The following is a 20,695-nucleotide window of genomic DNA, read 5'->3' on the forward strand; positions in this document are numbered from 1 at the left end:
CATCGGCGCCGCCCGGCCGCCCCCGGCTGCCGTCCCCGTATCAACCGAGTCGACTGAGTGAGACCGCCCGCCCGGCGTGACGAGATTTGCCGCGATGACACCCGACGTACCCGCTTCCCCCCTCGCCGAACCCGCGCCGCGGCGCATCCGCTTCGGCATCGTGCTGCTGCCGAACTTCACGCTGACGGCTTTCTCGGGCTTCGTCGACATGCTGCGGCTGTCGGCCGACGACGGCGACTACAGCAAGCCGGTGCGCTGTTCGTGGAGCGTGATCGGCGAGACCCTCGCGCCGGTGCGCGCGAGTTGCGGGATCCAGATCACGCCGTGGGAAACGTTCGATGCGGCCGAGCCGTTCGACTACGTGGTGGTGGTCGGCGGGTTGCTGCATTCCGGGCCGCAGGCGGGCCCCGAGACGCTCGACTTCATTCGCGGCGCGGCGGCCGACGGCGCGACGATCGTCGGCATCTGCACCGGCGTGTTCACGCTGATGCGCGCGGGCGTGCTCGACGGGCACCGCACCTGCGTGAGCTGGTTCCACTACTGGGATTTCATCGAGCGCTTTCCGGCCGCGGACCCCGACCTGCTGATCGCCGACCGGCTGTTCGTGATCGACCGGCGGCGCATCACCTGCTCGGGCGGCCGCGCGTCGATCGACGTCGCCGCCGCGATCCTGCTGCGCCATTTCGATCACGCCACCGTACAGAAGGCGCTGCGCATCCTGCTGGTCGGCGAGATGCAGAAGGGCAATGCGCCGCAGCCGCATCCGCCGGGCCTCGAACCGGCGACGCACCCGAAGGTCAAGCGCGCGATTCTCCTGATGGAACAGCATGTCGGGCGCGCGCTGTCGCTCGACGAGCTCGCGAGCAAGCTCGACTTGTCGACGCGGCAGCTCGAACGGCTGTTCAAGGCCGAGACCGGCAAGAGCCCGCAGGCGTTCGCGAAGCAGGTGCGGCTGCGCACGGCCGCGTGGCTGCTGACGAGTTCGGACCGCACGGTGGCCGACATCGCGTCGAGCTGCGGGTTCGCCGATGCGTCGCACCTCGGGCGCGAGTTCCGCAAGCAGTTCGGCGTGCCGCCTGCCGCGTATCGGGAGCGCGGGGGGGAAGCGGCGGAAGTCGATGCCGCGGCGGCGGCCGATCCGGTCGAAGACACCGCCGACTGACCGCGACCGGCATCGGCCGGCCGGCCACCCACCCGATCGAACGCAAAGCCGACACGCGGTCGCACCGGTTTCACGTCAAATGAAACCGGTTCCAATCAACTTGACCGACGTTGTCTTGCGTTAACCGAGGGTTATCCCGGATGCTTCATCACCGTCAAATTTGTATGATGACCACATCACCTTACAAACCAGACCGCCATGTTCGAGAAGATTCCCGCCCGCGCGATGAGCGACCACGTCGCGCAGCAACTGCTCAAGCAGATTGAAGTCGGCAGTTTCTCGGCCACCGGCAAGCTGCCGACGGAAGCCGTGCTCGCGCAGGAATTCGGCGTGAGCCGCACCGTGATCCGCGAGGCGATCTCGCGGCTGAAGAACGAGGGCGTGGTCGAGCCGCGCCAGGGCAGCGGCGTGTACGTGAACCAGCACGGCGCGATCCGGCCGCTGCGGATCGACTACGCGGAAGCGGTCGAGGCCACCTCGCTGCCGCACCTGCTCGCGGTGCGCCGCGCGATCGAGGCCGAGGTCGCGGCCGAAGCGGCGCTGCATCACACCGTCGACGACATGGCCGACATCGACGAAGCGCTGCGCAGGATCGACGACGCCGTGGCGGAAGGGCGCGACGGCGTCGCGGAAGACGTCGCGTTCCACCGCACGATCGCGGCCGTCACCGGCAACCCGTATTTCCTCAAGACGCTGCAGTTCCTGAACCAGTACCTCGAAGCCGGCGTGAAGGTCACGCGGCGCAACGAAGCGACGCGCGAGGACTTCTCGCGCCAGGTGCGCGAGGAACACGCGGCGATCGCCGACGCGATCCGTGCACGCGACCCGATGGCCGCGCGCAACGCGGCGCGCACGCACATGTACAACGCCGCCCGCCGTCTCGCGGAAGCCGGCATCTGCTGAACCCGGCGGCCACGTCCGTCACGCCCTGCCCCCGAATCGATCAAGGTAGACCATGTCAAGAAATGTTGGAGTCATCGGCCTCGGCGCGATGGGCCTCGGCGTCGCGCGCTCGCTGCTGCGCGCCGGCCTGCGCGTGCACGCATGCGACGTGCGCGACACCGTGCTGCAGGCGTTCGCCGCCGAAGGCGGCATCGCGTGCGCGACGCCGGCCGAACTCGGCGCGCAGTGCGACGTCGTCGTCACGCTCGTCGTCAATGCGGCGCAAACCGAGACCGTGCTGTTCGGCGAGCACGGCGCGGTCGCGGCGATGCAGCCGGGCGGCGTCGTGATCGCCAGCGCGACCGTCGCGCCCGAATTCGCGGTCGCGCTCGGCGCGCGCATCGAGGCGGCCGGCCTGCAGATGCTCGATGCGCCCGTGTCGGGCGGCGCCGCGCGCGCGGCCTCCGGCGAGATGACGATGATGACGTCCGGCCCCGCCGCCGCGTACGCCGCATGCGAGGACGTGCTCGCCGCGATCGCCGGCAAGGTCTATCGCCTCGGCGACGCGCACGGCGTCGGCTCGAAAGTGAAGATCATCAACCAGCTGCTGGCCGGCGTGCACATCGCAGCGGCGGCCGAGGCGATGGCGCTGGGCCTGCGCGAAGGCGTCGACGCCGACGCGCTGTACGACGTGATCACGCACAGCGCCGGCAACTCGTGGATGTTCGAGAACCGCGTGCCGCACATCCTGAACGGCGACTACACGCCGCTGTCGGCCGTCGACATCTTCGTGAAGGACCTCGGCCTCGTGCTCGATACCGCGCGCCGCAGCAAGTTCCCGCTGCCGCTGTCGGCCACCGCGCACCAGATGTTCATGAGCGCGTCGAGCGCCGGCCACGGCGGCGAGGACGATTCCGCCGTGATCAAGACTTTCCCCGGCATCACGCTGCCGCCCGCCCGCTGAGTCGAACGACGCACCTGCCATGACCGCTTCCGCTTCCCGTCCCCTGCTCGGCTGCATCGCCGACGATTTCACCGGCGCGACCGATCTCGCGAACATGCTCGTCAAGAACGGCATGCGCACCGTGCAGACGATCGGCGTGCCCGCCGATGGCGCGTCGCCCGAGGCCGACGCGATCGTCGTCGCGCTGAAGTCGCGCACGATTCCCGCGCCCGACGCCGTCGCGCAGTCGCTCGCCGCGTACGAATGGCTGCGCGCGCAAGGCTGCCGCCAGTTCTTCTTCAAGTACTGCTCGACCTTCGACTCGACCGACGCCGGCAACATCGGGCCGGTGGCCGACGCGCTGCTCGACGCGGCCGGCGGCGGCTTCACGATCGCGTGCCCGGCGTTTCCCGAGAACGGCCGCACGATCTATCGCGGCCACCTGTTCGTCGGCGACGTGCTGCTGAACCAGTCCGGGATGGAAAACCATCCGCTCACGCCGATGCACGACGCGAACCTCGTGCGCGTGCTGCAGCGGCAGACGAAGTCGCCGGTCGGCCTGATCCGCTACGACACGATCGCGCTGGGCGCGGCTGCCGTGCGCACGCGGATCGAGCAGCTGCGCGCGGAAGGCGTGCGCTTCGCCATCGCGGACGCGCTGTCGGACCGCGACCTCTACGTGCTCGGCGAAGCGTGCGCGGGCCTGCCGCTCATCACCGGCGGCTCGGGCATCGCGCTCGGCCTGCCCGCGAATTTCCGCCGCGCGGAACAACTGCCCGAGCGCGACAACGCGGCGGCGCTGCCGCGCATCGACGGATTGTCGGCGGTGCTCGCCGGCAGCGCGTCGAAGGCCACCCAGGCCCAGGTCGCCGCGTGGCGCGCGACGCGGCCGAGCTTCCGCATCGATCCGCTCGCGGCGGCGCGCGGCGAGCCCGTGGTCGACGAGGCGCTCGCGTTCGCGCGCGCGAACCTGCCGCAGCCCGTGCTGATCTATGCGACGGCAACGCCTGATGAAGTGAAGGCCGTGCAACAGGCGCTCGGCATCGACGCGGCCGGCCATCTCGTCGAAAGCACGCTCGCGGCGATCGCGCGCGGCCTGCGCGAACTCGGCGTGCGCAAGTTCGTCGTCGCCGGCGGCGAAACGTCCGGCGCGGTCGTGCAGGCGCTCGACGTGGCGTCGCTGCAGATCGGCGCGCAGATCGATCCGGGCGTGCCGGCCACGGCCACGCCCGGCGCGCAGCCGCTCGGCCTCGCGCTGAAATCCGGCAACTTCGGCACGACGGACTTTTTCGACAAGGCGCTGCGCGCGCTGGACGGAGCTGCACGATGAGCCACGAAGCGAAACTGCGCGAGGAAATCTGCGTGGTCGGCGCGAGCCTGCATGCGCGCGGCCACGCGGTCGGCAGCGCCGGAAACATCAGCGCGCGGCTGCCCGACGGCTGGCTGATCACGCCGACCGACGCGTGCCTCGGCCGGCTCGATCCGAACGATCTCGCGAAGGTCGGTGCGGACGGCCAGCCGGTATCCGGCGGCAAGCCGTCGAAGACGCTGGCGCTGCATCGCGGCATCTACGCGCGCAATCCCGACGCGAACGGCGTCGTCCACACGCATTCGACGCATCTCGTCGCGCTGACGCTCGCGGGCGTGTGGCGCGACAGCGACGTGCTGCCGCCGATCACGCCGTACTACGTGATGAAGGTCGGCCACATTCCGCTGATCCGTTACCGCCGCCCCGGCGATCCGGACGTCGCCGCCGAAGTCGCGGCGCTCGCCTGCGAGGTGCGCGGCGTGCTGCTCGAGCGCCTCGGCCCGGTGATGTGGGGGCCGTCGGTGTCGCACGCGTCGTACGCGCTCGAGGAACTCGAGGAAACCGCGCGGCTGTGGCTGATGACGCACCCGAAGCCCGAACCGCTTTCCGCCGCGGCGCTCGACGAATTGCGCCAGGCCTTCGGCGCGCGCTGGTAGCGGCGCACCACGCAACGATTCCCATGCCCGCCGTGTGCGCGGGCCCTTCCGTCAGCACACACACGAACCGGCGGCCTGCGCGCCGCCGGCTAACAACATCCTGGAGACGACGATGACTGCTCTCGACGCGGCCGCTGGCCGCTCGCCCGCCGCGCCCGCCCATGCCGCGGAACTCGACCGCACCTACAAGAAAGTGTTCTGGCGCATCGTGCCGTTCCTGATGCTCTGCTACGTGGTCGCGTATCTCGACCGCGTGAACGTCGGCTTCGCGAAGCTGCAGATGTCGCAGGATCTCGCGTTCAGCGAAACGGTGTTCGGTCTCGGCGCCGGCATCTTCTTTCTTGGCTACTTTCTTTTCGAACTGCCAAGCAACCTGCTGATGCACCGCATCGGCGCGCGCATCTGGATCGCTCGGATCATGATCACGTGGGGCCTCCTGTCGGCGCTGTTCGCGTTCGTGAAGACGCCGACACAGTTCTACGTGCTGCGCTTCCTGCTCGGCCTCGCGGAAGCCGGCTTCTATCCCGGCGTGATCCTGTACCTCACGTACTGGTTCCCGTCGCATCGCCGCGCGAAGATCATCGCGGTGTTCATGTCCGCGATTCCCGTGTCGGGCATCTTCGGCAACCCGCTGTCGGGCTGGATCATGGAGCGCTTCCACGGCGGCTCGGGTTTCCACGGCTGGCAATGGATGTTCATGATCGAGGCCGTGCCGGCCGTGCTGGTCGGCATCGCGACGATCCTGTATCTCGACAACAGCATCCGCGGCGCGAAGTGGCTCGACGAACGGGAGAAGCAGTTGCTGGAGGACGAGATCGCCGCGCAGCCGCAGGAACAGCAGCAGCACGGCCATTCGCTGAAGGCCGTGTTCGCGGACCCGCGCATGTGGTGGATGTCGCTGATCTACTTCGCGTTCGTCACCGGCCAGTACGGCCTCACGTTCTGGATGCCGACGCTCGTGAAATCGACCGGCATCACCGATACGCTGCAGATCGGCCTGCTGTCGGCGATCCCGTTCCTCGTCGCGATCGTCGTGATGAACCTGTTCGGCCACAGCGCCGACAAGCGCCGCGAACGCCGCTGGCACCTGATCGTGCCGGCGCTGATGGGCGCGGTCGGGTTTGCGGTCGCCGCGTCGTACTCGCACAATACGGCGGTGTCGATCGTGTTCCTGTCGCTCGCGGCAGGCGGCGTGCTGACCTGCGCCCCGCTGTTCTGGTCGCTGCCGACCGCGTTCCTCGCGGGCTCCGCGGCGGCGGCCGGGATCGCGATCATCAACTCGGTCGGCAACCTCGCCGGTTTCGCGAGCCCGTACGTGATCGGCTACCTGAAGGACGTCACGCACAGCACGGCCTCCGGCATGTACGTGCTGGCGGCGATGCTCGTGATCGGCGCGATCGCCGTCTGGCTCACGCCCGCGAAACTCGTGAACCGCTGAGCCGGTTCCCCTCGTTCGATGCGGGGCAGCCGCCTGCCCCGCCCATTCATTCACAGGACCCGCTGCCATGCCACGCTTCGCCGCCAACCTCTCGATGATGTACACCGAGCACGCGTTCCTCGAACGCTTCGCCGCTGCCGCCTACGACGGCTTCAAGGCTGTCGAGTACCTGTTCCCGTACGACTTCGCCGCCGGGGACATCCGGGCGCGCCTCGATGCGCACGGCCTCGAACAGGCGCTGTTCAACGCGCCGCCCGGCGACTGGGCCGCGGGCGAGCGCGGGATCGCGTCGCTGCCCGGACGCGAGGACGAGTTCCGGCGCGGTATCGACCAGGCGCTCGATTACGCGCGCGTGATCGGCAACCGGAAGCTGCACGTGATGGCCGGCATGGTCGCGCCGGGCGCGGACCGCGCGCGCCATCGCGACACCTACGTCGCGAACCTGCGCCATGCCACGCAGGCCGCCGCCGCGCACGGCGTCACGATCCTGATCGAGCCGATCAACCCGCGCGACATGCCCGGCTATTTCCTCAACCGTCAGGACGACGCGCACGCGATCTGCGCGGACGTCGGCGCGCCGAACCTGAAGGTGCAGTTCGACTGCTACCACTGCCAGATCGTCGAAGGCGATCTCGCGATGAAGCTCAGGCGCGATTTCGCGGGCATCGGCCATATCCAGATCGCGGGCGTGCCCGAGCGCCACGAGCCGGATCTCGGCGAACTCAACTACCCGTACCTGTTCGAGCTGATCGACGCGCTCGGCTACGACGGCTGGATCGGCTGCGAGTACCGCCCGAAGGCCGGCACGTCGGAAGGGCTCGGCTGGCTCAAACCGTATCTGTAATCCCGGCATTCCCTGGAGAGAACCCACATGAAAGTACTGATCACCGGCGGCGCCGGCTTTCTCGGCCAGCGCCTTGCGCGCAAGCTGCTCGAGCGCGGCGAACTGGCCGGCCCCGACGGCCGGACCGGCAAGATCGACGAACTGGTGCTGCTCGACGTCGTCGAGGGCGGCGATTTCGGCGATGCGCGCGTGACGTCGATCGTCGGCGACATCGCCGATCGCGCGGTGCTCGAACGCGCGATCGACACGCAGACGGACGCGATCTTCCACCTTGCGGCAATCGTCAGCGGGCAGGCCGAAGCCGATTTCGATCTCGGCATGCGGATCAACCTCGATGCGTCGCGCACGCTGCTCGAAGTATGCCGCGCACGCGGCCATCGGCCGCGCGTCGTGTTCACCAGCTCCGTCGCGGTCTATGGCGGCGCGCTGCCCGACGTCGTGCAGGACGACACCGCGCTGAACCCGCAATCGTCGTACGGCGCGGAGAAGGCGATCGCCGAACTGCTGCTGTGCGACTACGCGCGACGCGGCTTCGTCGACGGCCGCGTGCTGCGGCTGCCGACGATCAGCGTGCGGCCGGGCCGCCCGAACGCGGCCGCATCGTCGTTCGCGAGCGGCATCATCCGCGAGCCGCTGAACGGCGAGGAAAGCGTGTGCCCGGTGCCCGGCTCGACGCGGCTGTGGCTGCTGTCGCCGCGCGGCGCGATCGAGGCGCTCGTCGCCGGATGCGAACTCGACGGCGCGAAGCTCGGCAACCGGCGCGTGATCAACCTGCCCGGCCTGTCGGTGTCGGTCGACGAAATGATCGAGGCGCTGCGCGAGGTCGCGGGCGACGAGGCCGTGAAGCGGATCCGCCATGTGCCCGACGCACGCGTCGAGCAGATCGTCGGCAGCTGGCCGGGCCGCTGGGACACGTCGCGCGCGGAGGCGCTCGGGCTGAAGGGCGACACGTCGTTCGCGGACGTGATCCGCAGCCATCTCGCCGACGAACGGCGCTGAGGCGCGAGCGGCCCGCCCGGTCGCGTCAACGCGGCCCGGCGGATTCCCCGATGCGCAACGACGCGCGCGTCGGGCCGCCCGGCCGGTTCGCCGAGCCGGCCGCCCATTGCCAGGCCAGCAGGCCCGGCAGATAGAACAGCAGGTCGCGCACGCGGCGCGCGCCGGCCAGCGCGAGACAGGTCGGCGGGTCGAACCCGAGCAGCCCGCCGATCAGCACGAACCCGCCCTCCTGCACCCCGAGGCCGCCCGGCATCAGGAACGCGATGCTGCTCACGAGCTGGATCAGCGCCTCGATCGCCAGCGCCTGCGCGAAGGTCGGCGCAGCGCCGAGGAAATGCAGCGCGAGCCAGATTTCCAGCGCATAGCCGGCGAACTGCAGCGTCTGCCAGATCGCGAGGTAACGCACGACGACGCCGGTCCGTCTCCAGATCAGCCGGATCGACTGGTCGGTACGCGCCGATTCGCCGACGAGCGCCACCACCTTGCCGCTCGTGACGCGGTTGAGCACGCGCATCGCGCGTTCGAACGGCCGCGCATACTGCACCAGCGCGAACAGCAGAAGCACCGGCACCAGCGCGGCCATGCCGATCGCGAGGTTCCCGGCCACCCGTGCGGCATCGGACGACGCGTGTTCGAGCACGTAGCCGATCGCGACCAGTGCGAATACCAGCTGGCTGATCAGCGTCAGTTGCGTATCGGCGACGAGGCTCGCCACGGCGCTCGCCGGCCGCACGCCCGCCTGCCGCAACAAACCGAACGACACGATCTCGCCGCCGATCCGCGCGACCGGCAACAACCCGTTGATCGATTCGCGAATCCAGACGAGCTTGAGCATCGTCGCGAACGACGGCCGGCGCGGGCCGCGGATCAGCATCCGCCAGTCCCACGCATTCGCGAGCATCGGCAGGAGGTGCGCCAGCGCGGCGACCAGCAACCCGGCGCCGGCGATCTGCAGGCGGTGCAGGATGTCGAGCGGATGCTCGCGCCAGATCAGCCATACGGCGAGCGCCAGCCCGCCCAGCGCGGCCGCCTGCCCCGCATGCCGTAGCCGCGCCTCGCCTCTCGCGGCGTTGCGCGCCGCGTCGTCGGCCGGAGTCGTCTCCTTCGTCATGCTTCGTTCGCGGGCGACAGCAGCCCTTCCCGGTCGACGCGAAAACGCGTGCCGCGCCACACGACATGCGACGAGAAGAAGCTCGACACGAAGACGAGGAACTGCAGGAGATCGACGAACGGCAGCCAGAGCGCGCCGCGCAGGCCGGCGCCCGTCGCCCGGCTCGTCTTCAGCATCAGCAGCGCCCGCGCGCCGAGCGCCGCGACCGCCAGCCCGCACGCAACGGCCGTGCCGCCGGAGAACAGCAGCGCCAGCAGCGCGAGCGGCAGCGGGTGCATCAGCACCGAGCCGGCGTGACCGAGCCGGTCCGCCGCGCGGATCGTGCGGCTCCAGCGCAATTCGTGTGCGTAAAGCTGCGCGAACGTCTTCTCGACGGCTGCGTGCCCGACCACGAACGGCGGAATGACGACCTGCGCGCCCGCCTGCCGCACCGCTTCGCCGAGCGCGTGATCCTCGGCGAGGTGATGCGCGAAGCGTGTGAGCCCGCCGATGCGCTCCAGCGTCGCGCGCGTGATCGCGATCGTCTGGCCGAAGCACGGCCGCGCGCGCCCGATGAACAGCCCGGTGATCACGCCCGGCAGGAAATGGTAGTTCGTCATCGCGACGGCGACGCCGGGCCAGAAACCGGGCGCCGCGACGCCGCGATACACGCTCGTCACGATGCCGACATCCGGCTGCTGCAGCGCGCCGACGACGGCGCGCAGATACTCGCGCCCGACCAGCACGTCGCTGTCGGCGAAACACAGCACCGAGTACTCCGCGTGTTCGAGCATGTTCACGAGATTGCCGATCTTGCGGTTCGGCCCGTACAGCCGCGCGTCGGCGACGACCTTGATGTTCGCGTCGGGGTAGCGCGCGCGCAGCGTCTCGACGGCGGCGAGCGCCGCGTCGTCCGCGTCGTGCACGCCGAACAGGTGCTGGACCGGCCCCGGATAATTCTGCACGAAGAAGCTTTCGAGATGCTGTACGAGCTGCCACTCGTCGCCGTGCAGCGGCTTCGCGACGGTGACGCCCGGATAGTCGCGCGGCCGCGCCGCCGGACGGGAGAAGAACCGGCCGACCAGCACGCTGGCCGCGACCGTGTATGCGATGCCCAGCAACACGCCCAGCGTGCAGACGATCGACAGCGCGCCGGCCAGCGCGTGCAGCAGATGCAGCAAGACCATGCAACTCCCCGGTGGTGGCCCGGTCGGGCCGCGGCAGCGCCGGGGCCGCCACGCGCGAAGGCGGGCTCACCCGTGCGCGCAGCGGAAGCGATTCCCGTTGAGCCGGACATGAAGGACGACTCACGGACGGTACGCCAGTCAGATGACACTACTATCGTGCCGCGATCGATTCGGGTCGCACGTGCATCGCCTCCCGCTGGCCCGCGCGGCGCGGCATGCCGGACCGGCAAGCTTGCGGACCGAAAGGATCGCGGCGGCAGCCGCGACGACGAGCGGAATGCGAAACGTCATCGTCGTGAAAAATGTGTCGGGTAAGCGCGGCGCAAACAACGAAACCGGCGCGAAACGCCCGATGACGATGCCGGCCCGCGCGACGATCCCTCCGCGAACCGGATTGCGCCGTTGCGCGCCATCGCCGTCCATATCCGGATCATCGTGCGATCGATCTGCCGGCTGTCCGCGACCGGCCGGCAAGACGATCGCGCCGCCGCGCGAAGCGGCGCGCGACGACGGGCAGCGCGGCCGGCGCACTCGCGCCGGGCCGCACCGCGCGAAGGCCCCGCGCGCGGCCCGGCCGCGAACACGGCCGCGTCAGGGCGCACACGACCATGGCGACACCTGGCAGCGGGTCTGCGCCGACGTACCGGGCATCGGCGCATGCGCGTCGGACGCCGCCATCCGCGCCCGCTCCTGCATGGCGAGCCGCGCTTGCGCCGCCTGGATGTCCGCCGGATACACGGCGTCGTCCCCCTTCGCCGGGTCGTACCCGGCCGCTTCCATGCGCATCAGTTCGTCGCGAACCTGCGCTCGCGTCAGCGGCGCGTCCGATTGCGCGAACGCCGGTTGACCGGCAATCGCTCCGATCATCGTCAGGACTGCGATATATATCTTCATGATGAACCCCATCCATGTTCCGTATCGACCGACCGTGGTGAATGCCCGACCGGCGAACGCAGGCCGCTGCGTCAGCTTCCGAAGTAGATCGCGCAGAAGCTGGCGGGGCCGACGCATGCGCCGGCGCGCGGGTGCGTCGCCATCGCCGCCGGCTTGCCCGCTTCGGACGACGCGGCCGGATCGCGGCCGACCGCCGTGCCGGCCTGACGCTGCGGCATCTGTTCGACCTGCCGCCGGAACAGCGGGCTCACGTCCGGATACGACGTATCGGTCACGAAGCGCAGCCCCTGGTTTTCGGCGTCGATCAGTTGCTGCGTGACCTGGGCGCGCGTGAGCGCCTGCGCCGACGCTTGCGTCGCGACACCTGCGAGAGAAATCGCCGCCACGGCGGCGGCCATCAGCCTGTACGTGTTCATGTTCCACTCCTCGATCAGTCAACGAAACGACGTGCTACACCCGTATGACGACGGAGCGTGTGCGTTTATTCCCGCACGGCAGGGCGTTCATTGAACTGTCATTCTTTCGTCAGTCGGCGTAACCTGACGTAACGCGGCACCCGCCGCGGTTCGGGCAGACTGACGTCACCCTTTACGGATCGCCTTTCGATCGACCATGTCCGTCGCTTACGACTATGCAGCCGGCCTGCTGCGCACGCTGTACGACCGCCACATCGACGGCGGCGCCGTGCTCGACACGGCCGCGTTTCCCGACGCCGAGCGCTTCGTCCGCGCGTGGCCCGACATCCAGGCAGAGGCATTCGACGTCGCGCGCGACATGCCGCGCATTCCGCGCTTCCACGAAATCATGCGCGAGCAGTACGACATCTCGGCCAACGACGCCCGCGACTGGCGCATGTTCATCATGCAGGCCTACGGCCAGCCGTTTCCGCGCAACCTGTCGCGCTGCCCGACGATCGCGTCGATCGTCGCGGCGTCGCCGGACGTGCTGTCCGCCTCGCTGTCGTTCCTCGCTCCCGGCAAGCACATTCCACCGCATCGCGGGCCGTTCCGCGGCATCCTGCGCGGCTATCTCGTGCTGTCGATGCCGAAGCGCGCCGACGGCACGCCAGCCGCCGTGCTGAAAGTGGACGGCCACGAATACCGGCTCGAGGAAGGCCGTTTCCTGCTGTGGGACGACACGTTCATGCACGAGGTGTGGAACGACAGCGATGCCGTGCGGATCGTGCTGCTGCTCGATATCCGCCGGCGCGGGATGCCGCGCTTGCTCACGTGGCTGTCGAATGCGGTGATCGGCGTGGTACGGCTTGGAATCAGGATTCGCGGGCGATCGATTCCGGTTTAGCGCAGGCGGCCGGCGCATGCCGGGAGGTCGATCGTTTCGACCAGCCTCTCGCGTGTCGAAAGGGAGTTCTGCCCGCCCCGGATGCATGCAAAATCGTCAGGATACCTTCGCGAAATCATCCGCCAACGCATAGATGCCGCGCCTCGCGACACATGGAAAAGGCGGATCGATCGCCCGCACGTTCGTCAGTTCCCAGCACACGTATCCGGCACACCATTGCTTGCCTTGCCAGCGGGCTTCGTCATGTGTCCAGTCGTGCACGCCCACGACATCGACCAACGCGAGCGCGATCCCGTCGGGATCCTCCTGCCCGTCCTGTCGCAGGAAGATCGTGTTCTGCACCAGCACGAGGTCACGCAACGGTATGGCCGGCGGCGCCCATGAGCGGATTTCCACGCGCTTGCGGCACGCGACGATATCGTCGACGGCGGGCTTGACGATCGATAACGCGGAGCGCGGCATGGCAAGGTTTTCCTTCATCGGCAAGTGGAGCGCGCGCGACCGTCGATCGGCATGGCAACCGAATCCGGCACGCGATGACGGTTCGGGCAGGATTGTTGCCGATTCGCCTGACCGTGTCGACCGGGACGGATCGGGCTCGCCGTCGCACCGCGACTACGAGACGCCACCTTTGCGCCCGCGACGGATCGCCTAAACTACAGACCGTCCCCTCCGCGCGGCTCCTGCCAGCCACCGCCATGGCGCACCTCTTCTTCGCCGCATCGATCCAGCGACATGTCGATACGCCCGAGCGCGAAATCGACGCCCACACGCTCGGCGAAGCATTCGACACCGTTTTCAGCGAGCAGCCGCGACTGCGCGGCTACATCCTCGACGACCAGGGTGCGCTGCGCAAACACCTGTCGGTATTCATCGACGGCCAGCCGATACGCGACCGTCAGCGCCTGTCCGACGGGCTCGGCGACACCAGCCGGGTGTATGTCGTCCAGGCGCTGACGGGCGGATAAGGGGACGTATGCATCGGCGCAGGCCACGTACCGGAACGCCAGGCCGGGCCATCAGGAGACATCGCACATGAACGATCGACTGCTCGTCGCCACCCGCAAGGGCCTGTTCGTGCTGCAGCCCGACCACGACGGCGGCTGGGCGCTCGGTGAGCCGCAGTTCGCCGGGGAGCCGGTCAGCATGGCGCTCGCCGACCCGCGCGACGGCACGCTGTATGCCGCGCTGAACCTCGGTCATTTCGGCGTCAAGCTGCACCGCAGGCGCGCCGGTGCCACCGATTGGGAAGAATGCGCGGTGCCCGTGTATCCGCCGCAGCCTGCCGACGTCCCGCCCGCCGGCGCGCCTGCGGGCGCGGGCGCCGCAGGCGACACGGGCGACGCGCCGCCCGGCCCGCCGACGCCACCGTGGACGCTCCAGCAGATCTGGTCGCTCGAAGCCGGCGGCGCCGACGAGCCGGGCGTGCTGTGGGCCGGCACGATTCCCGGCGGGCTGTTCCGCTCCGGCGACGCTGGCAGTTCGTGGGTGCTCAACCGGCCATTGTGGGATCGCCCCGAACGCGCCGAATGGGGCGGCGGAGGATACGATGCGCCGGGCATCCATTCGGTGATGGTCGATCCGCGCGACAGCCGGCACGTGACGATCGGCATCTCGTGCGGCGGCGTCTGGCAGACCGCCGACGGCGGCGCGACGTGGCGCGTGACGGCCGACGGCATGGAAGCCGACTACATGCCGCCCGAGCGGCGCGGTGAACCCAACGCGCAGGACCCGCACCGCGTCGTGCAGTGCGCGGCCAATCCGGACGTGCTGTGGACCCAACATCACTGCGCGATCTTCCGCTCGACCGACGGCGCCGAACACTGGCGGCGCATCGAGGCGCAGCCGTCGAGCTTCGGTTTCGCGGTGGCCGTGCATCCGCGCGAGCCGGACACCGCGTGGTTCGTGCCGGCCGTGAAGGACGCGTGCCGAATTCCGGTGGACGGCCGCTTCGTCGTCACGCGCACCCGCGACGGCGGGCGCAGTTTCGAGCCATTCACGAACGGGTTGCCGCCCGCGCCGGCGTACGACCTCGTGTATCGGCACGGGCTCGCGGTGGACGATTCGGGCACGCGTCTCGCGATGGCGTCGACGACCGGCGGGTTGTGGACGTCCGACGACGGCGGGGAAAACTGGCGGCTGGTGTCGGCGCATTTACCGCCGGTTTATTGCGTCAGGTTCGGGTGACGGTGGTCGGCGGATGACCCGCGACACGACATCCGCCCATCGCGCGAATCGAGTGCCCGCCTCTGCGCAGCCGCCGCACCGGCCCCGCTTCCGAAGCAACCGGACGTCGGAAGCCACGGCGCCACGCGGACTGCATCCGGAGATCTCCGTTGCCGTAGAAATGAATTATGTGATCGAGTGATGGCCGGTTGATTCCCGTCAGACCGGGGGACGGCCAATAAGGGGACGATGACTCATCTCTCCCCAGAATAACCATCACGCGCAATGAGATCATCGATCCGCAGTCTGTCGCAGTTCTGCCTCAAAGCCGCACTGTCGATCGCCGCGTTGCTGCCCGTCGTCGTGGCAGCGGCGACGTCCCCGGTGCAAGTCGACGCAACCGAGCTGGTCAGGAAAGGGGCCTACGTCGCACGCGCCGGCGACTGTGTCGCGTGCCACACCTCGGCGAACGGCCCGCCTCTCGCGGGTGGCCTCGCGTTGAGCACGCCGTTCGGTGCGGTCTATTCGACCAACATCACACCCGACGAGGCTACCGGCATCGGCCGCTATACGTTCGAGCAGTTCGACCGGGCCATGCGCAAAGGCATCGCGGCGGACGGGCATCACCTGTATCCGGCCATGCCTTACCCGTCCTTCGCCAAACTCGACGAAGACGACATGCGCGCCCTCTTCGCGTATCTGAAGGACGGCGTCGCGCCGGTGAAACTGGAGAACAAACCGCTCGGCATCAAATGGCCGTTCAACATGCGCTGGGGCCTCGCATTCTGGAACGCCCTGTTCCTCGACGACACCCGTTACGTGCCCAACCCTGACAAGGATGCGACCTGGAATCGCGGCGCGTACCTGACGCAAGCCGCCGGACATTGCGGCGCCTGCCATACGCCACGCGGGACGTTCTTCCAGGAAAAGGCCATGTCGGAGTCGGGCAGCAGCGGGCCGCTGTATCTGTCCGGCGCGACGGTCGAATCATGGCGGGCCGTCAATCTGCGCGCACTCTGGCCCGTCGACGATCTGGTCACGTTGCTCAAGACCGGCCGCAATCGCTACACGACCGCGGCCGGCGGCATGTCGGACGTAGTTCACCACAGTACCCAGTACTTCAGCGACGCGGATCTCGCCGCGATCGGCGTGTACCTGAATTCGCTGCCGAACGCGAACGCGGCCGCTACCGCGAACGGGCCGGCCGCGGCAGCACCCGCCTCCGGTGGCCAGCCGGCGCGCGATATCCCCGAGGCGCTGTACACGTCGAAGGGCGGACTCGGCTACGTGCAGTTCTGCAGCTCATGCCACCAGGTCGACGGCCGCGGCTTCTCGCCAGTCTTTCCGCCGTTGTCCGGCAATCCCGCCGTGCTGTCGAAGCAAACCGACTCGCTGATCCATATTGCGCTGACCGGCTGGCAAACGCCGCAGACCGGTACCCATCCGCGCATCTACACGATGCCGGCGTTCAACCAGCTATCCGATCGGGAACTGGCCGAGATACTGACCTTCGTCCGCGCGTCATGGGGCGGCCGCAACGACCCCGTACTCGCGATGGACGTCCGCAAGATGCGCAGGTCGCTGGCCGCCGGCGGCGAAACGGCCGCGTTCAGGACGCCCCGCTTCTCCGCGCTGCTGGACCAGCCGAACGCGGCGCAACTGGTGCGCGGCATGCGGCTGAATCTCGAGACGAAGGCGCTGCTGCCGCACAACGTCGGCAATTCGCTCAACTGTGCAAGCTGCCATCTGAGCGGCGGCACCGTGGCACTCGCGTCGCCGTATGCCGGCCTGTCGTCCCAGTTCCCGAGCTACGCGCCGCGATCCGGCAAGGTGCTGTCGCTGGCGGATCGCATCAACGGGTGTTTCCGGCGCTCGATGAACGGCAAGCCGCTCCCGGTCGACTCGGACGACATGAAAGCGATGGTCGCGTACTTCGACTGGATGCGAAACGGCGCACATCCGAAGGACCGGATTCCGGGCCGCGGGGTCGGCAAGATCGATACCGCGCTGAAACCCGATCTCGCGCACGGCAAGGACGTGTATGCCGCGCAGTGCGCATCGTGTCACGGCACGGACGGTGCCGGGATGCAGCGCGCCGACGGCACCGCGATCTATCCGCCGCTGTGGGGCGACCAGTCGTTCAACATCGGGGCCGGCATGGCGCGCCTCTACACCGCCGCCGCGTTCGTGAAGCAAAACATGGCGATCGGTTCGCACAACCGGTTCCCGCTTGGACAAGGCGGATTGAGTGACCAGGATGCAGTCGATGTGGCGGCGTGGTTTACGACTCGGCCGCGCCCGGACTTCCCGGACAAGATCCACGACTGGCCGAAGGGCGGCAAGCCACTGGATGCGCGTTACTGAACGCCATCGCGCGTGGCGATCGTCGTCGGCTGGATCCGCAGCACCGGCCGACACCTTCGCCACGCCATGCCGCACTCTCGACTACCAGACACGACGAAACCAAGTTTCACCCGGACAGGATCACTCGTCGCATCGATGCTCGTCGGCATGGCGACCGCAGACGGTGTGCAAGCGCAAAGCAGCGTCACGCAGGACGGCCTGATCGACAGGTCGATCGCCTCCGTCAACAACCAGAGCAACAACGGCAAGCCGCTCGGCAACGGCGACCCCGTCTTCAACGCGTCGGTATGCACGTTCGCGCCGTGCTCCGCCAACACGCAGGTGGAGGGGCCGGGGGGCCTGCACCACAAGTTCCGAACCGGCCACGTCATCCGCGCGAACCTTCTCACGCGTGTCCGTCGCCCGGGATCCCCGCCACTGCCTCCCGCGTCTGCGCAATCTCCGCTTCGATCCAGTCGAGAAACGACCTGACCTGCGGCTCGCGCTCCCGCCCCGGCCTGCACAGCGCGACGAAACGTGCGCCATCGAGCCGCACCGACGGCTCGATCGGCGTGAGTGCCCCCTGTGCGACGTGCTCGGCTGCCAGCACGGAGCTGAGCAGCGCGATGCCCTGCCCATGCAGCACCGCCTGCAACGCGTAATGCTCGTCGTCGTAATGGCGAAATACCGCGCGCTCGAGCCACGCTTCGCGACCGGCCGCGCGGCACCATGACGCCCAGTCGACCGACACCGGCAACGGCGTATCCCACACGGTCTCGATCAGGTCGAGCGGCGCGTCCGTGCGATGCGCGTCGAAGCCGGCGGCCGCATAGGCGCTGAAATACTCGTCGATCAGCGCAATCTCGTGCAGCGCCGGAAACCTGCGCGACGTCGCGCGGATCGCGAGATCGATCCGCGCGTCGCGGTCGAGGTCGGCGAGCGCGTTGCCGGTCTCGACCTTGATGTGCAGTTGCGGATCGACGCGACGAAACCGGCCGAGGCGCGGAATCAGCCACATCGCGGCGAATGCGGGCGTGGTGGTGAGCACGAGCGTGCGCTCGCCGGCGGCTGCGGGCCGCACCGCGTCGAGCCCGCGGCTCAATGCCAGCAGCGCGTCGTGACTCGCGCGAAACAGGCGCTCGCCGTCCTCCGTGAGCCGCACGCCGCCCGCGCCGCGCTCGAACAGCAGCACGCCGAGCCGGCTTTCGAGCGACTTGATCTGGTGCGACACGGCGGCCGGCGTCACGGACAGTTCGTCCGCGGCGGCCCTGAACGCGCCGAGCCGCGCCGACGACTCGAATACGCGCAATGCGGTCAACGGAATTTTCGAGAACACGGAGCCTCGCGGGCCGGATGCGGCCGGGTTGAATTCGATTCAATCGGGGTGAGATTAGGTGAATTGAAGCGGGCATGCAACGCGGATAGCCTTGCGGAACGTCGCGGCGCGGTGCCGCGGCGCATCGTGTCGAACCGGAGGAACCCCGTGCAAGGCCTAACGCGCAGGATCACGCAGGCGCTGCTTTACGAAGCGATCGCGATCGCCTGCATCTCGCCCGCGCTCGCGGCGATCTTCAGGCAGGACCTCGTCTATTCGGGCGCGCTGTCGGCGACGATGTCGGCGATCGCGATGCTGTGGAACGTGATCTTCAACGCGCTGTTCGAGCGCTGGGAAGCGTCGCGCCGGCAACCCGAACGCACGCTCGGGCGGCGGGTGCTGCACGCGACCGGGTTCGAAGGCGGGCTGATCTTCATCCTGGTGCCCGTCGTGGCGTGGTGGCTCCACATCTCGTGGCTCGACGCGTTCGTGGTCGACATCGGGCTGTTCGCGTTCTTCTTCTGCTACGCGTTCGTGTTCCAGTGGGCCTTCGATCGGGTATTCGACGTACCGGCGGCAACGAAAGGGCCGTGAGCCGGGCGCACCGGCCGGCACGATCGGGCGTTCAGGAACGACATCAATCCGCCCGGTTATTTCCCTTTCAAAACCATCCCCATTTTATTTACCCGACATTCAAACAACTTCAAAAGCAAATATTAAAAAAGTTAAAATCCACATAGGGTTTACGTTACATTGCCACTTCGCAAATCCAACTGCTAAGGTAGATTCAAGATTAACGAAAAATAATCTGACTCACCTGCCCCACATAATCAGCGCAACCACCTGCGCCAACTCAATCGCTAAATCCGCCCTTGAATTCCAGAGGACGATTTGCGATGTTCGCAGTTCAATTCCTCCAAAAGGAAATCATCATGAACGAAAATCAGGAAAAGCAGGATCTTCCGCTGATCGAATGGATGCAGGAAGAGCAGCACGAAGACTGGGTCGAGATGATGAAGGACAGCGCGGTCATTCCGTTCGCAACGGCCCTGTGGGCGTAAGCAGGCAGCCTCGTACGGTGGCGGATCGCAACGGTCCGCCATTTTTGATCCTGAACCCGGGTACCGGCGGAGGCATTCATGGAAAAAAGCGTCGAGAATTTCTTTTCGTGCGTCCGCGGACATCCGGCGATGATGGAGAAACACGGGCCCGGCGCCAGCATCCTGGTCGGCTCGGACCGAAGCCAGAGAAACACCGCGCAATCGATCATTCGGCATTGCCCGGTGAACCTTGAATACGCATTTACTTATATCGAACTCGATACGGAAAATCACGAACGCGTCATAAATGAAATCGACCGGTGCGACATGTTTATTTTCATGTACGACTCCTCGGTGCGTTCCGACATCAATCCGCACGGGCCGTCGTTCATTCCACCCCTCAAGCCGAAAATGGCCGAGCACTGGAAGAAATCGGTATTGCTGCGGGAATACGGCGAATACTTCAACGAGGCATTTTCCGAGAACATCGACGATATCGCCGCACGCAACCAGCACATCATCGCCGCGGCGGCCCGGGCGCGGCGCGTGCAGTTCCGCGACGGCTTCGGCGGCTCGGTGCACGGAACGCTGGACCAGACCTGGAAAAGCCTCGACGGCCGCAACCACTACGACCTGATGCCCGGCGAAGTGGCGACCCGCGTGCCGGACCTGACCGGCAACGTCCTGTTCGGCGGCACCTTCCTGAGCACGGTGCCCTTCGCGATCAAGTACGGCGTCATCGACCCGATCCTGAACGTCGGGATCGAGCGCGGCCGGGTTGTCAGCGTGACGTCGGCCAATCGACAGCTTGAAGACGATTTCAGGCTGTATCTCGACAAATGCGCGGGAAACCGGATCGTCGAGGAGTTCGGGATCGGCACGAATCTGAACGTCCGGCTGCACGGACGAAACGCCAGTTTCGAGGAACGCCATGCCGGGTTGCACCTGGGCCTCGGCGGCGGCGAGCGCGGCAGCCATCATCTGGACCTGGTGTTTTCGTCCGGAACGATACGGTTCGACGACACCGTCGTCTTCGACGGCGCATTCCGTGTGTAGCGCCTTCGACGACACCGCCGGCGTCGCGCTGCCGGCCGGGCGCCGGCGGTGCGCTGCCCACTCCCGGCC

23 protein-coding genes are annotated in these 20,695 nt (G+C 67.9%); 15 read left to right on the plus strand and 8 right to left on the minus strand.

The genetic code is table 11. The annotated features are described in order from the left end of the window. Positions 1-94 precede the first annotated feature (94 nt). The 8 genes from GQ56_RS0117770 to denD all read left to right on the plus strand — a co-directional run bounded on the left by GQ56_RS0117770 (position 95) and on the right by denD (position 8,233). Positions 95-1,162 carry a GlxA family transcriptional regulator gene (locus GQ56_RS0117770; RefSeq protein WP_031399941.1) on the plus strand — a complete coding sequence of 356 codons (1,068 nt, stop codon included), beginning with the start codon at positions 95-97 and terminating at the stop codon, positions 1,160-1,162. Positions 1,163-1,360: 198 nt separating this feature from the next. After that, positions 1,361-2,065 (plus strand): FadR/GntR family transcriptional regulator, encoded by a 705-nt coding sequence (locus GQ56_RS0117775; RefSeq protein WP_031399942.1) that lies wholly within the window; start codon positions 1,361-1,363, stop codon positions 2,063-2,065. A 52-nt stretch (positions 2,066-2,117) separates the two neighbouring features. Beyond that, positions 2,118-3,008 carry an L-threonate dehydrogenase gene (ltnD, locus tag GQ56_RS0117780; protein ID WP_031399943.1) on the plus strand — a complete coding sequence of 297 codons (891 nt, stop codon included), beginning with the start codon at positions 2,118-2,120 and terminating at the stop codon, positions 3,006-3,008. 19 nt (positions 3,009-3,027) lie between these two features. Further along, positions 3,028-4,317 carry a 3-oxo-tetronate kinase gene (gene otnK / locus GQ56_RS0117785; protein WP_031399944.1) on the plus strand — a complete coding sequence of 430 codons (1,290 nt, stop codon included), beginning with the start codon at positions 3,028-3,030 and terminating at the stop codon, positions 4,315-4,317. Next, positions 4,314-4,952: a 3-oxo-tetronate 4-phosphate decarboxylase gene (gene otnC, locus GQ56_RS0117790; RefSeq protein ID WP_031399945.1), complete on the plus strand. Its 639-nt coding sequence runs from the start codon at positions 4,314-4,316 to the stop codon at positions 4,950-4,952. Before otnK ends, otnC begins: the two co-directional genes overlap by 4 nt. 112 nt (positions 4,953-5,064) lie before the next feature. Beyond that, entirely contained in the window at positions 5,065-6,390 is a 1,326-nt protein-coding gene (locus tag GQ56_RS0117795; RefSeq protein WP_031399946.1) for an MFS transporter, read from the plus strand. 67 nt (positions 6,391-6,457) lie between these two features. Next, positions 6,458-7,234, plus strand: a complete 777-nt coding sequence (gene otnI / locus GQ56_RS0117800) for a 2-oxo-tetronate isomerase (protein WP_031399947.1) — start codon at positions 6,458-6,460, stop codon at positions 7,232-7,234. Positions 7,235-7,261: 27 nt separating this feature from the next. Beyond that, a complete protein-coding gene (denD, locus tag GQ56_RS0117805; protein WP_031399948.1) occupies positions 7,262-8,233 on the plus strand; it encodes a D-erythronate dehydrogenase in 972 nt (323 codons plus the stop codon). Positions 8,234-8,258: 25 nt separating this feature from the next. Here denD and GQ56_RS0117810 read toward each other — a convergent pair whose 3' ends face one another. The 5 genes from GQ56_RS0117810 to GQ56_RS0117830 all read right to left on the minus strand — a co-directional run bounded on the left by GQ56_RS0117810 (position 8,259) and on the right by GQ56_RS0117830 (position 11,820). Further along, complete coding sequence (locus GQ56_RS0117810) at positions 8,259-9,344, minus strand: lysylphosphatidylglycerol synthase domain-containing protein (RefSeq protein ID WP_031399949.1); 1,086 nt, start codon at positions 9,342-9,344, stop codon at positions 8,259-8,261. Beyond that, complete coding sequence (gene hpnI, locus GQ56_RS0117815; RefSeq protein ID WP_031399950.1) at positions 9,341-10,510, minus strand: bacteriohopanetetrol glucosamine biosynthesis glycosyltransferase HpnI; 1,170 nt, start codon at positions 10,508-10,510, stop codon at positions 9,341-9,343. Before hpnI ends, GQ56_RS0117810 begins: the two co-directional genes overlap by 4 nt. A 138-nt stretch (positions 10,511-10,648) precedes the next feature. Then, positions 10,649-10,933 (minus strand): hypothetical protein, encoded by a 285-nt coding sequence (locus tag GQ56_RS0117820; protein ID WP_031399951.1) that lies wholly within the window; start codon positions 10,931-10,933, stop codon positions 10,649-10,651. 168 nt (positions 10,934-11,101) lie between these two features. Beyond that, complete coding sequence (locus GQ56_RS0117825) at positions 11,102-11,404, minus strand: DUF4148 domain-containing protein (RefSeq protein ID WP_052007268.1); 303 nt, start codon at positions 11,402-11,404, stop codon at positions 11,102-11,104. A 71-nt stretch (positions 11,405-11,475) separates the two neighbouring features. Continuing rightward, positions 11,476-11,820 (minus strand): DUF4148 domain-containing protein, encoded by a 345-nt coding sequence (locus GQ56_RS0117830; RefSeq protein ID WP_031399953.1) that lies wholly within the window; start codon positions 11,818-11,820, stop codon positions 11,476-11,478. A gap of 196 nt (positions 11,821-12,016) precedes the next feature. Between GQ56_RS0117830 and GQ56_RS0117835 the strand changes: the two genes are divergently transcribed. Beyond that, positions 12,017-12,706: an aspartyl/asparaginyl beta-hydroxylase domain-containing protein gene (locus tag GQ56_RS0117835; protein WP_031399954.1), complete on the plus strand. Its 690-nt coding sequence runs from the start codon at positions 12,017-12,019 to the stop codon at positions 12,704-12,706. 96 nt (positions 12,707-12,802) lie between these two features. On the opposite strand, the gene GQ56_RS0117840 is transcribed toward GQ56_RS0117835, so the two are convergent. Then, on the minus strand, positions 12,803-13,168 hold the full coding sequence (locus tag GQ56_RS0117840; RefSeq protein WP_031399955.1) for an ASCH domain-containing protein: 366 nt from the start codon (positions 13,166-13,168) through the stop codon (positions 12,803-12,805). A 236-nt stretch (positions 13,169-13,404) separates the two neighbouring features. Between GQ56_RS0117840 and GQ56_RS0117845 the strand changes: the two genes are divergently transcribed. The 3 genes from GQ56_RS0117845 (at position 13,405) to GQ56_RS0117855 (ending at position 17,236) form a co-directional block, all read left to right on the plus strand. Then, positions 13,405-13,674: a ubiquitin family protein gene (locus GQ56_RS0117845; RefSeq protein WP_031399956.1), complete on the plus strand. Its 270-nt coding sequence runs from the start codon at positions 13,405-13,407 to the stop codon at positions 13,672-13,674. 67 nt (positions 13,675-13,741) lie between these two features. After that, entirely contained in the window at positions 13,742-14,893 is a 1,152-nt protein-coding gene (locus tag GQ56_RS0117850) for a WD40/YVTN/BNR-like repeat-containing protein (protein WP_031399957.1), read from the plus strand. A gap of 264 nt (positions 14,894-15,157) precedes the next feature. Next, a complete protein-coding gene (locus tag GQ56_RS0117855) occupies positions 15,158-17,236 on the plus strand; it encodes a c-type cytochrome (RefSeq protein ID WP_031399958.1) in 2,079 nt (692 codons plus the stop codon). Here the strand turns inward: GQ56_RS0117855 and GQ56_RS0117860 are convergent. Further along, entirely contained in the window at positions 17,230-17,529 is a 300-nt protein-coding gene (locus tag GQ56_RS0117860; protein ID WP_152601778.1) for a hypothetical protein, read from the minus strand. The two genes, GQ56_RS0117855 and GQ56_RS0117860, sit on opposite strands and share 7 nt — an antisense overlap. A gap of 92 nt (positions 17,530-17,621) precedes the next feature. Continuing rightward, positions 17,622-18,551, minus strand: a complete 930-nt coding sequence (locus GQ56_RS0117865) for a LysR substrate-binding domain-containing protein (protein ID WP_031399960.1) — start codon at positions 18,549-18,551, stop codon at positions 17,622-17,624. Between the two features lie 147 nt (positions 18,552-18,698). Here GQ56_RS0117865 and GQ56_RS0117870 point away from each other — a divergent pair, with 147 nt between their 5' ends. The 3 genes from GQ56_RS0117870 to GQ56_RS0117880 all read left to right on the plus strand — a co-directional run bounded on the left by GQ56_RS0117870 (position 18,699) and on the right by GQ56_RS0117880 (position 20,626). After that, on the plus strand, positions 18,699-19,124 hold the full coding sequence (locus GQ56_RS0117870) for a PACE efflux transporter (RefSeq protein WP_031399961.1): 426 nt from the start codon (positions 18,699-18,701) through the stop codon (positions 19,122-19,124). A gap of 338 nt (positions 19,125-19,462) precedes the next feature. Then, positions 19,463-19,591, plus strand: a complete 129-nt coding sequence (locus tag GQ56_RS46915) for a hypothetical protein (protein ID WP_031399962.1) — start codon at positions 19,463-19,465, stop codon at positions 19,589-19,591. A 78-nt stretch (positions 19,592-19,669) separates the two neighbouring features. After that, positions 19,670-20,626 carry a M29 family metallopeptidase gene (locus GQ56_RS0117880; RefSeq protein ID WP_031399963.1) on the plus strand — a complete coding sequence of 319 codons (957 nt, stop codon included), beginning with the start codon at positions 19,670-19,672 and terminating at the stop codon, positions 20,624-20,626. Positions 20,627-20,695 lie beyond the last annotated feature (69 nt).

The organism is Burkholderia paludis, assembly GCF_000732615.1.
Classification (GTDB): domain Bacteria; phylum Pseudomonadota; class Gammaproteobacteria; order Burkholderiales; family Burkholderiaceae; genus Burkholderia; species Burkholderia paludis.

Bases quoted from the DNA above. Each gene is read 5' to 3' on its own strand.
- GQ56_RS0117770 (WP_031399941.1), top strand. From the start codon at position 95: ATGACACCCGACGTACCCGCTTCCCCCCTCGCCGAACCCGCGCCGCGG.
- GQ56_RS0117775 (WP_031399942.1), top strand. From the start codon at position 1,361: ATGTTCGAGAAGATTCCCGCCCGCGCGATGAGCGACCACGTCGCGCAG.
- ltnD (WP_031399943.1), top strand. From the start codon at position 2,118: ATGTCAAGAAATGTTGGAGTCATCGGCCTCGGCGCGATGGGCCTCGGC.
- otnK (WP_031399944.1), top strand. From the start codon at position 3,028: ATGACCGCTTCCGCTTCCCGTCCCCTGCTCGGCTGCATCGCCGACGAT.
- otnC (WP_031399945.1), top strand. From the start codon at position 4,314: ATGAGCCACGAAGCGAAACTGCGCGAGGAAATCTGCGTGGTCGGCGCG.
- GQ56_RS0117795 (WP_031399946.1), top strand. From the start codon at position 5,065: ATGACTGCTCTCGACGCGGCCGCTGGCCGCTCGCCCGCCGCGCCCGCC.
- otnI (WP_031399947.1), top strand. From the start codon at position 6,458: ATGCCACGCTTCGCCGCCAACCTCTCGATGATGTACACCGAGCACGCG.
- denD (WP_031399948.1), top strand. From the start codon at position 7,262: ATGAAAGTACTGATCACCGGCGGCGCCGGCTTTCTCGGCCAGCGCCTT.
- GQ56_RS0117810 (WP_031399949.1), bottom strand. From the start codon at position 9,344: ATGACGAAGGAGACGACTCCGGCCGACGACGCGGCGCGCAACGCCGCG.
- hpnI (WP_031399950.1), bottom strand. From the start codon at position 10,510: ATGGTCTTGCTGCATCTGCTGCACGCGCTGGCCGGCGCGCTGTCGATC.
- GQ56_RS0117820 (WP_031399951.1), bottom strand. From the start codon at position 10,933: ATGGACGGCGATGGCGCGCAACGGCGCAATCCGGTTCGCGGAGGGATC.
- GQ56_RS0117825 (WP_052007268.1), bottom strand. From the start codon at position 11,404: ATGAAGATATATATCGCAGTCCTGACGATGATCGGAGCGATTGCCGGT.
- GQ56_RS0117830 (WP_031399953.1), bottom strand. From the start codon at position 11,820: ATGAACACGTACAGGCTGATGGCCGCCGCCGTGGCGGCGATTTCTCTC.
- GQ56_RS0117835 (WP_031399954.1), top strand. From the start codon at position 12,017: ATGTCCGTCGCTTACGACTATGCAGCCGGCCTGCTGCGCACGCTGTAC.
- GQ56_RS0117840 (WP_031399955.1), bottom strand. From the start codon at position 13,168: ATGCCGCGCTCCGCGTTATCGATCGTCAAGCCCGCCGTCGACGATATC.
- GQ56_RS0117845 (WP_031399956.1), top strand. From the start codon at position 13,405: ATGGCGCACCTCTTCTTCGCCGCATCGATCCAGCGACATGTCGATACG.
- GQ56_RS0117850 (WP_031399957.1), top strand. From the start codon at position 13,742: ATGAACGATCGACTGCTCGTCGCCACCCGCAAGGGCCTGTTCGTGCTG.
- GQ56_RS0117855 (WP_031399958.1), top strand. From the start codon at position 15,158: ATGAGATCATCGATCCGCAGTCTGTCGCAGTTCTGCCTCAAAGCCGCA.
- GQ56_RS46915 (WP_031399962.1), top strand. From the start codon at position 19,463: ATGAACGAAAATCAGGAAAAGCAGGATCTTCCGCTGATCGAATGGATG.
- GQ56_RS0117880 (WP_031399963.1), top strand. From the start codon at position 19,670: ATGGAAAAAAGCGTCGAGAATTTCTTTTCGTGCGTCCGCGGACATCCG.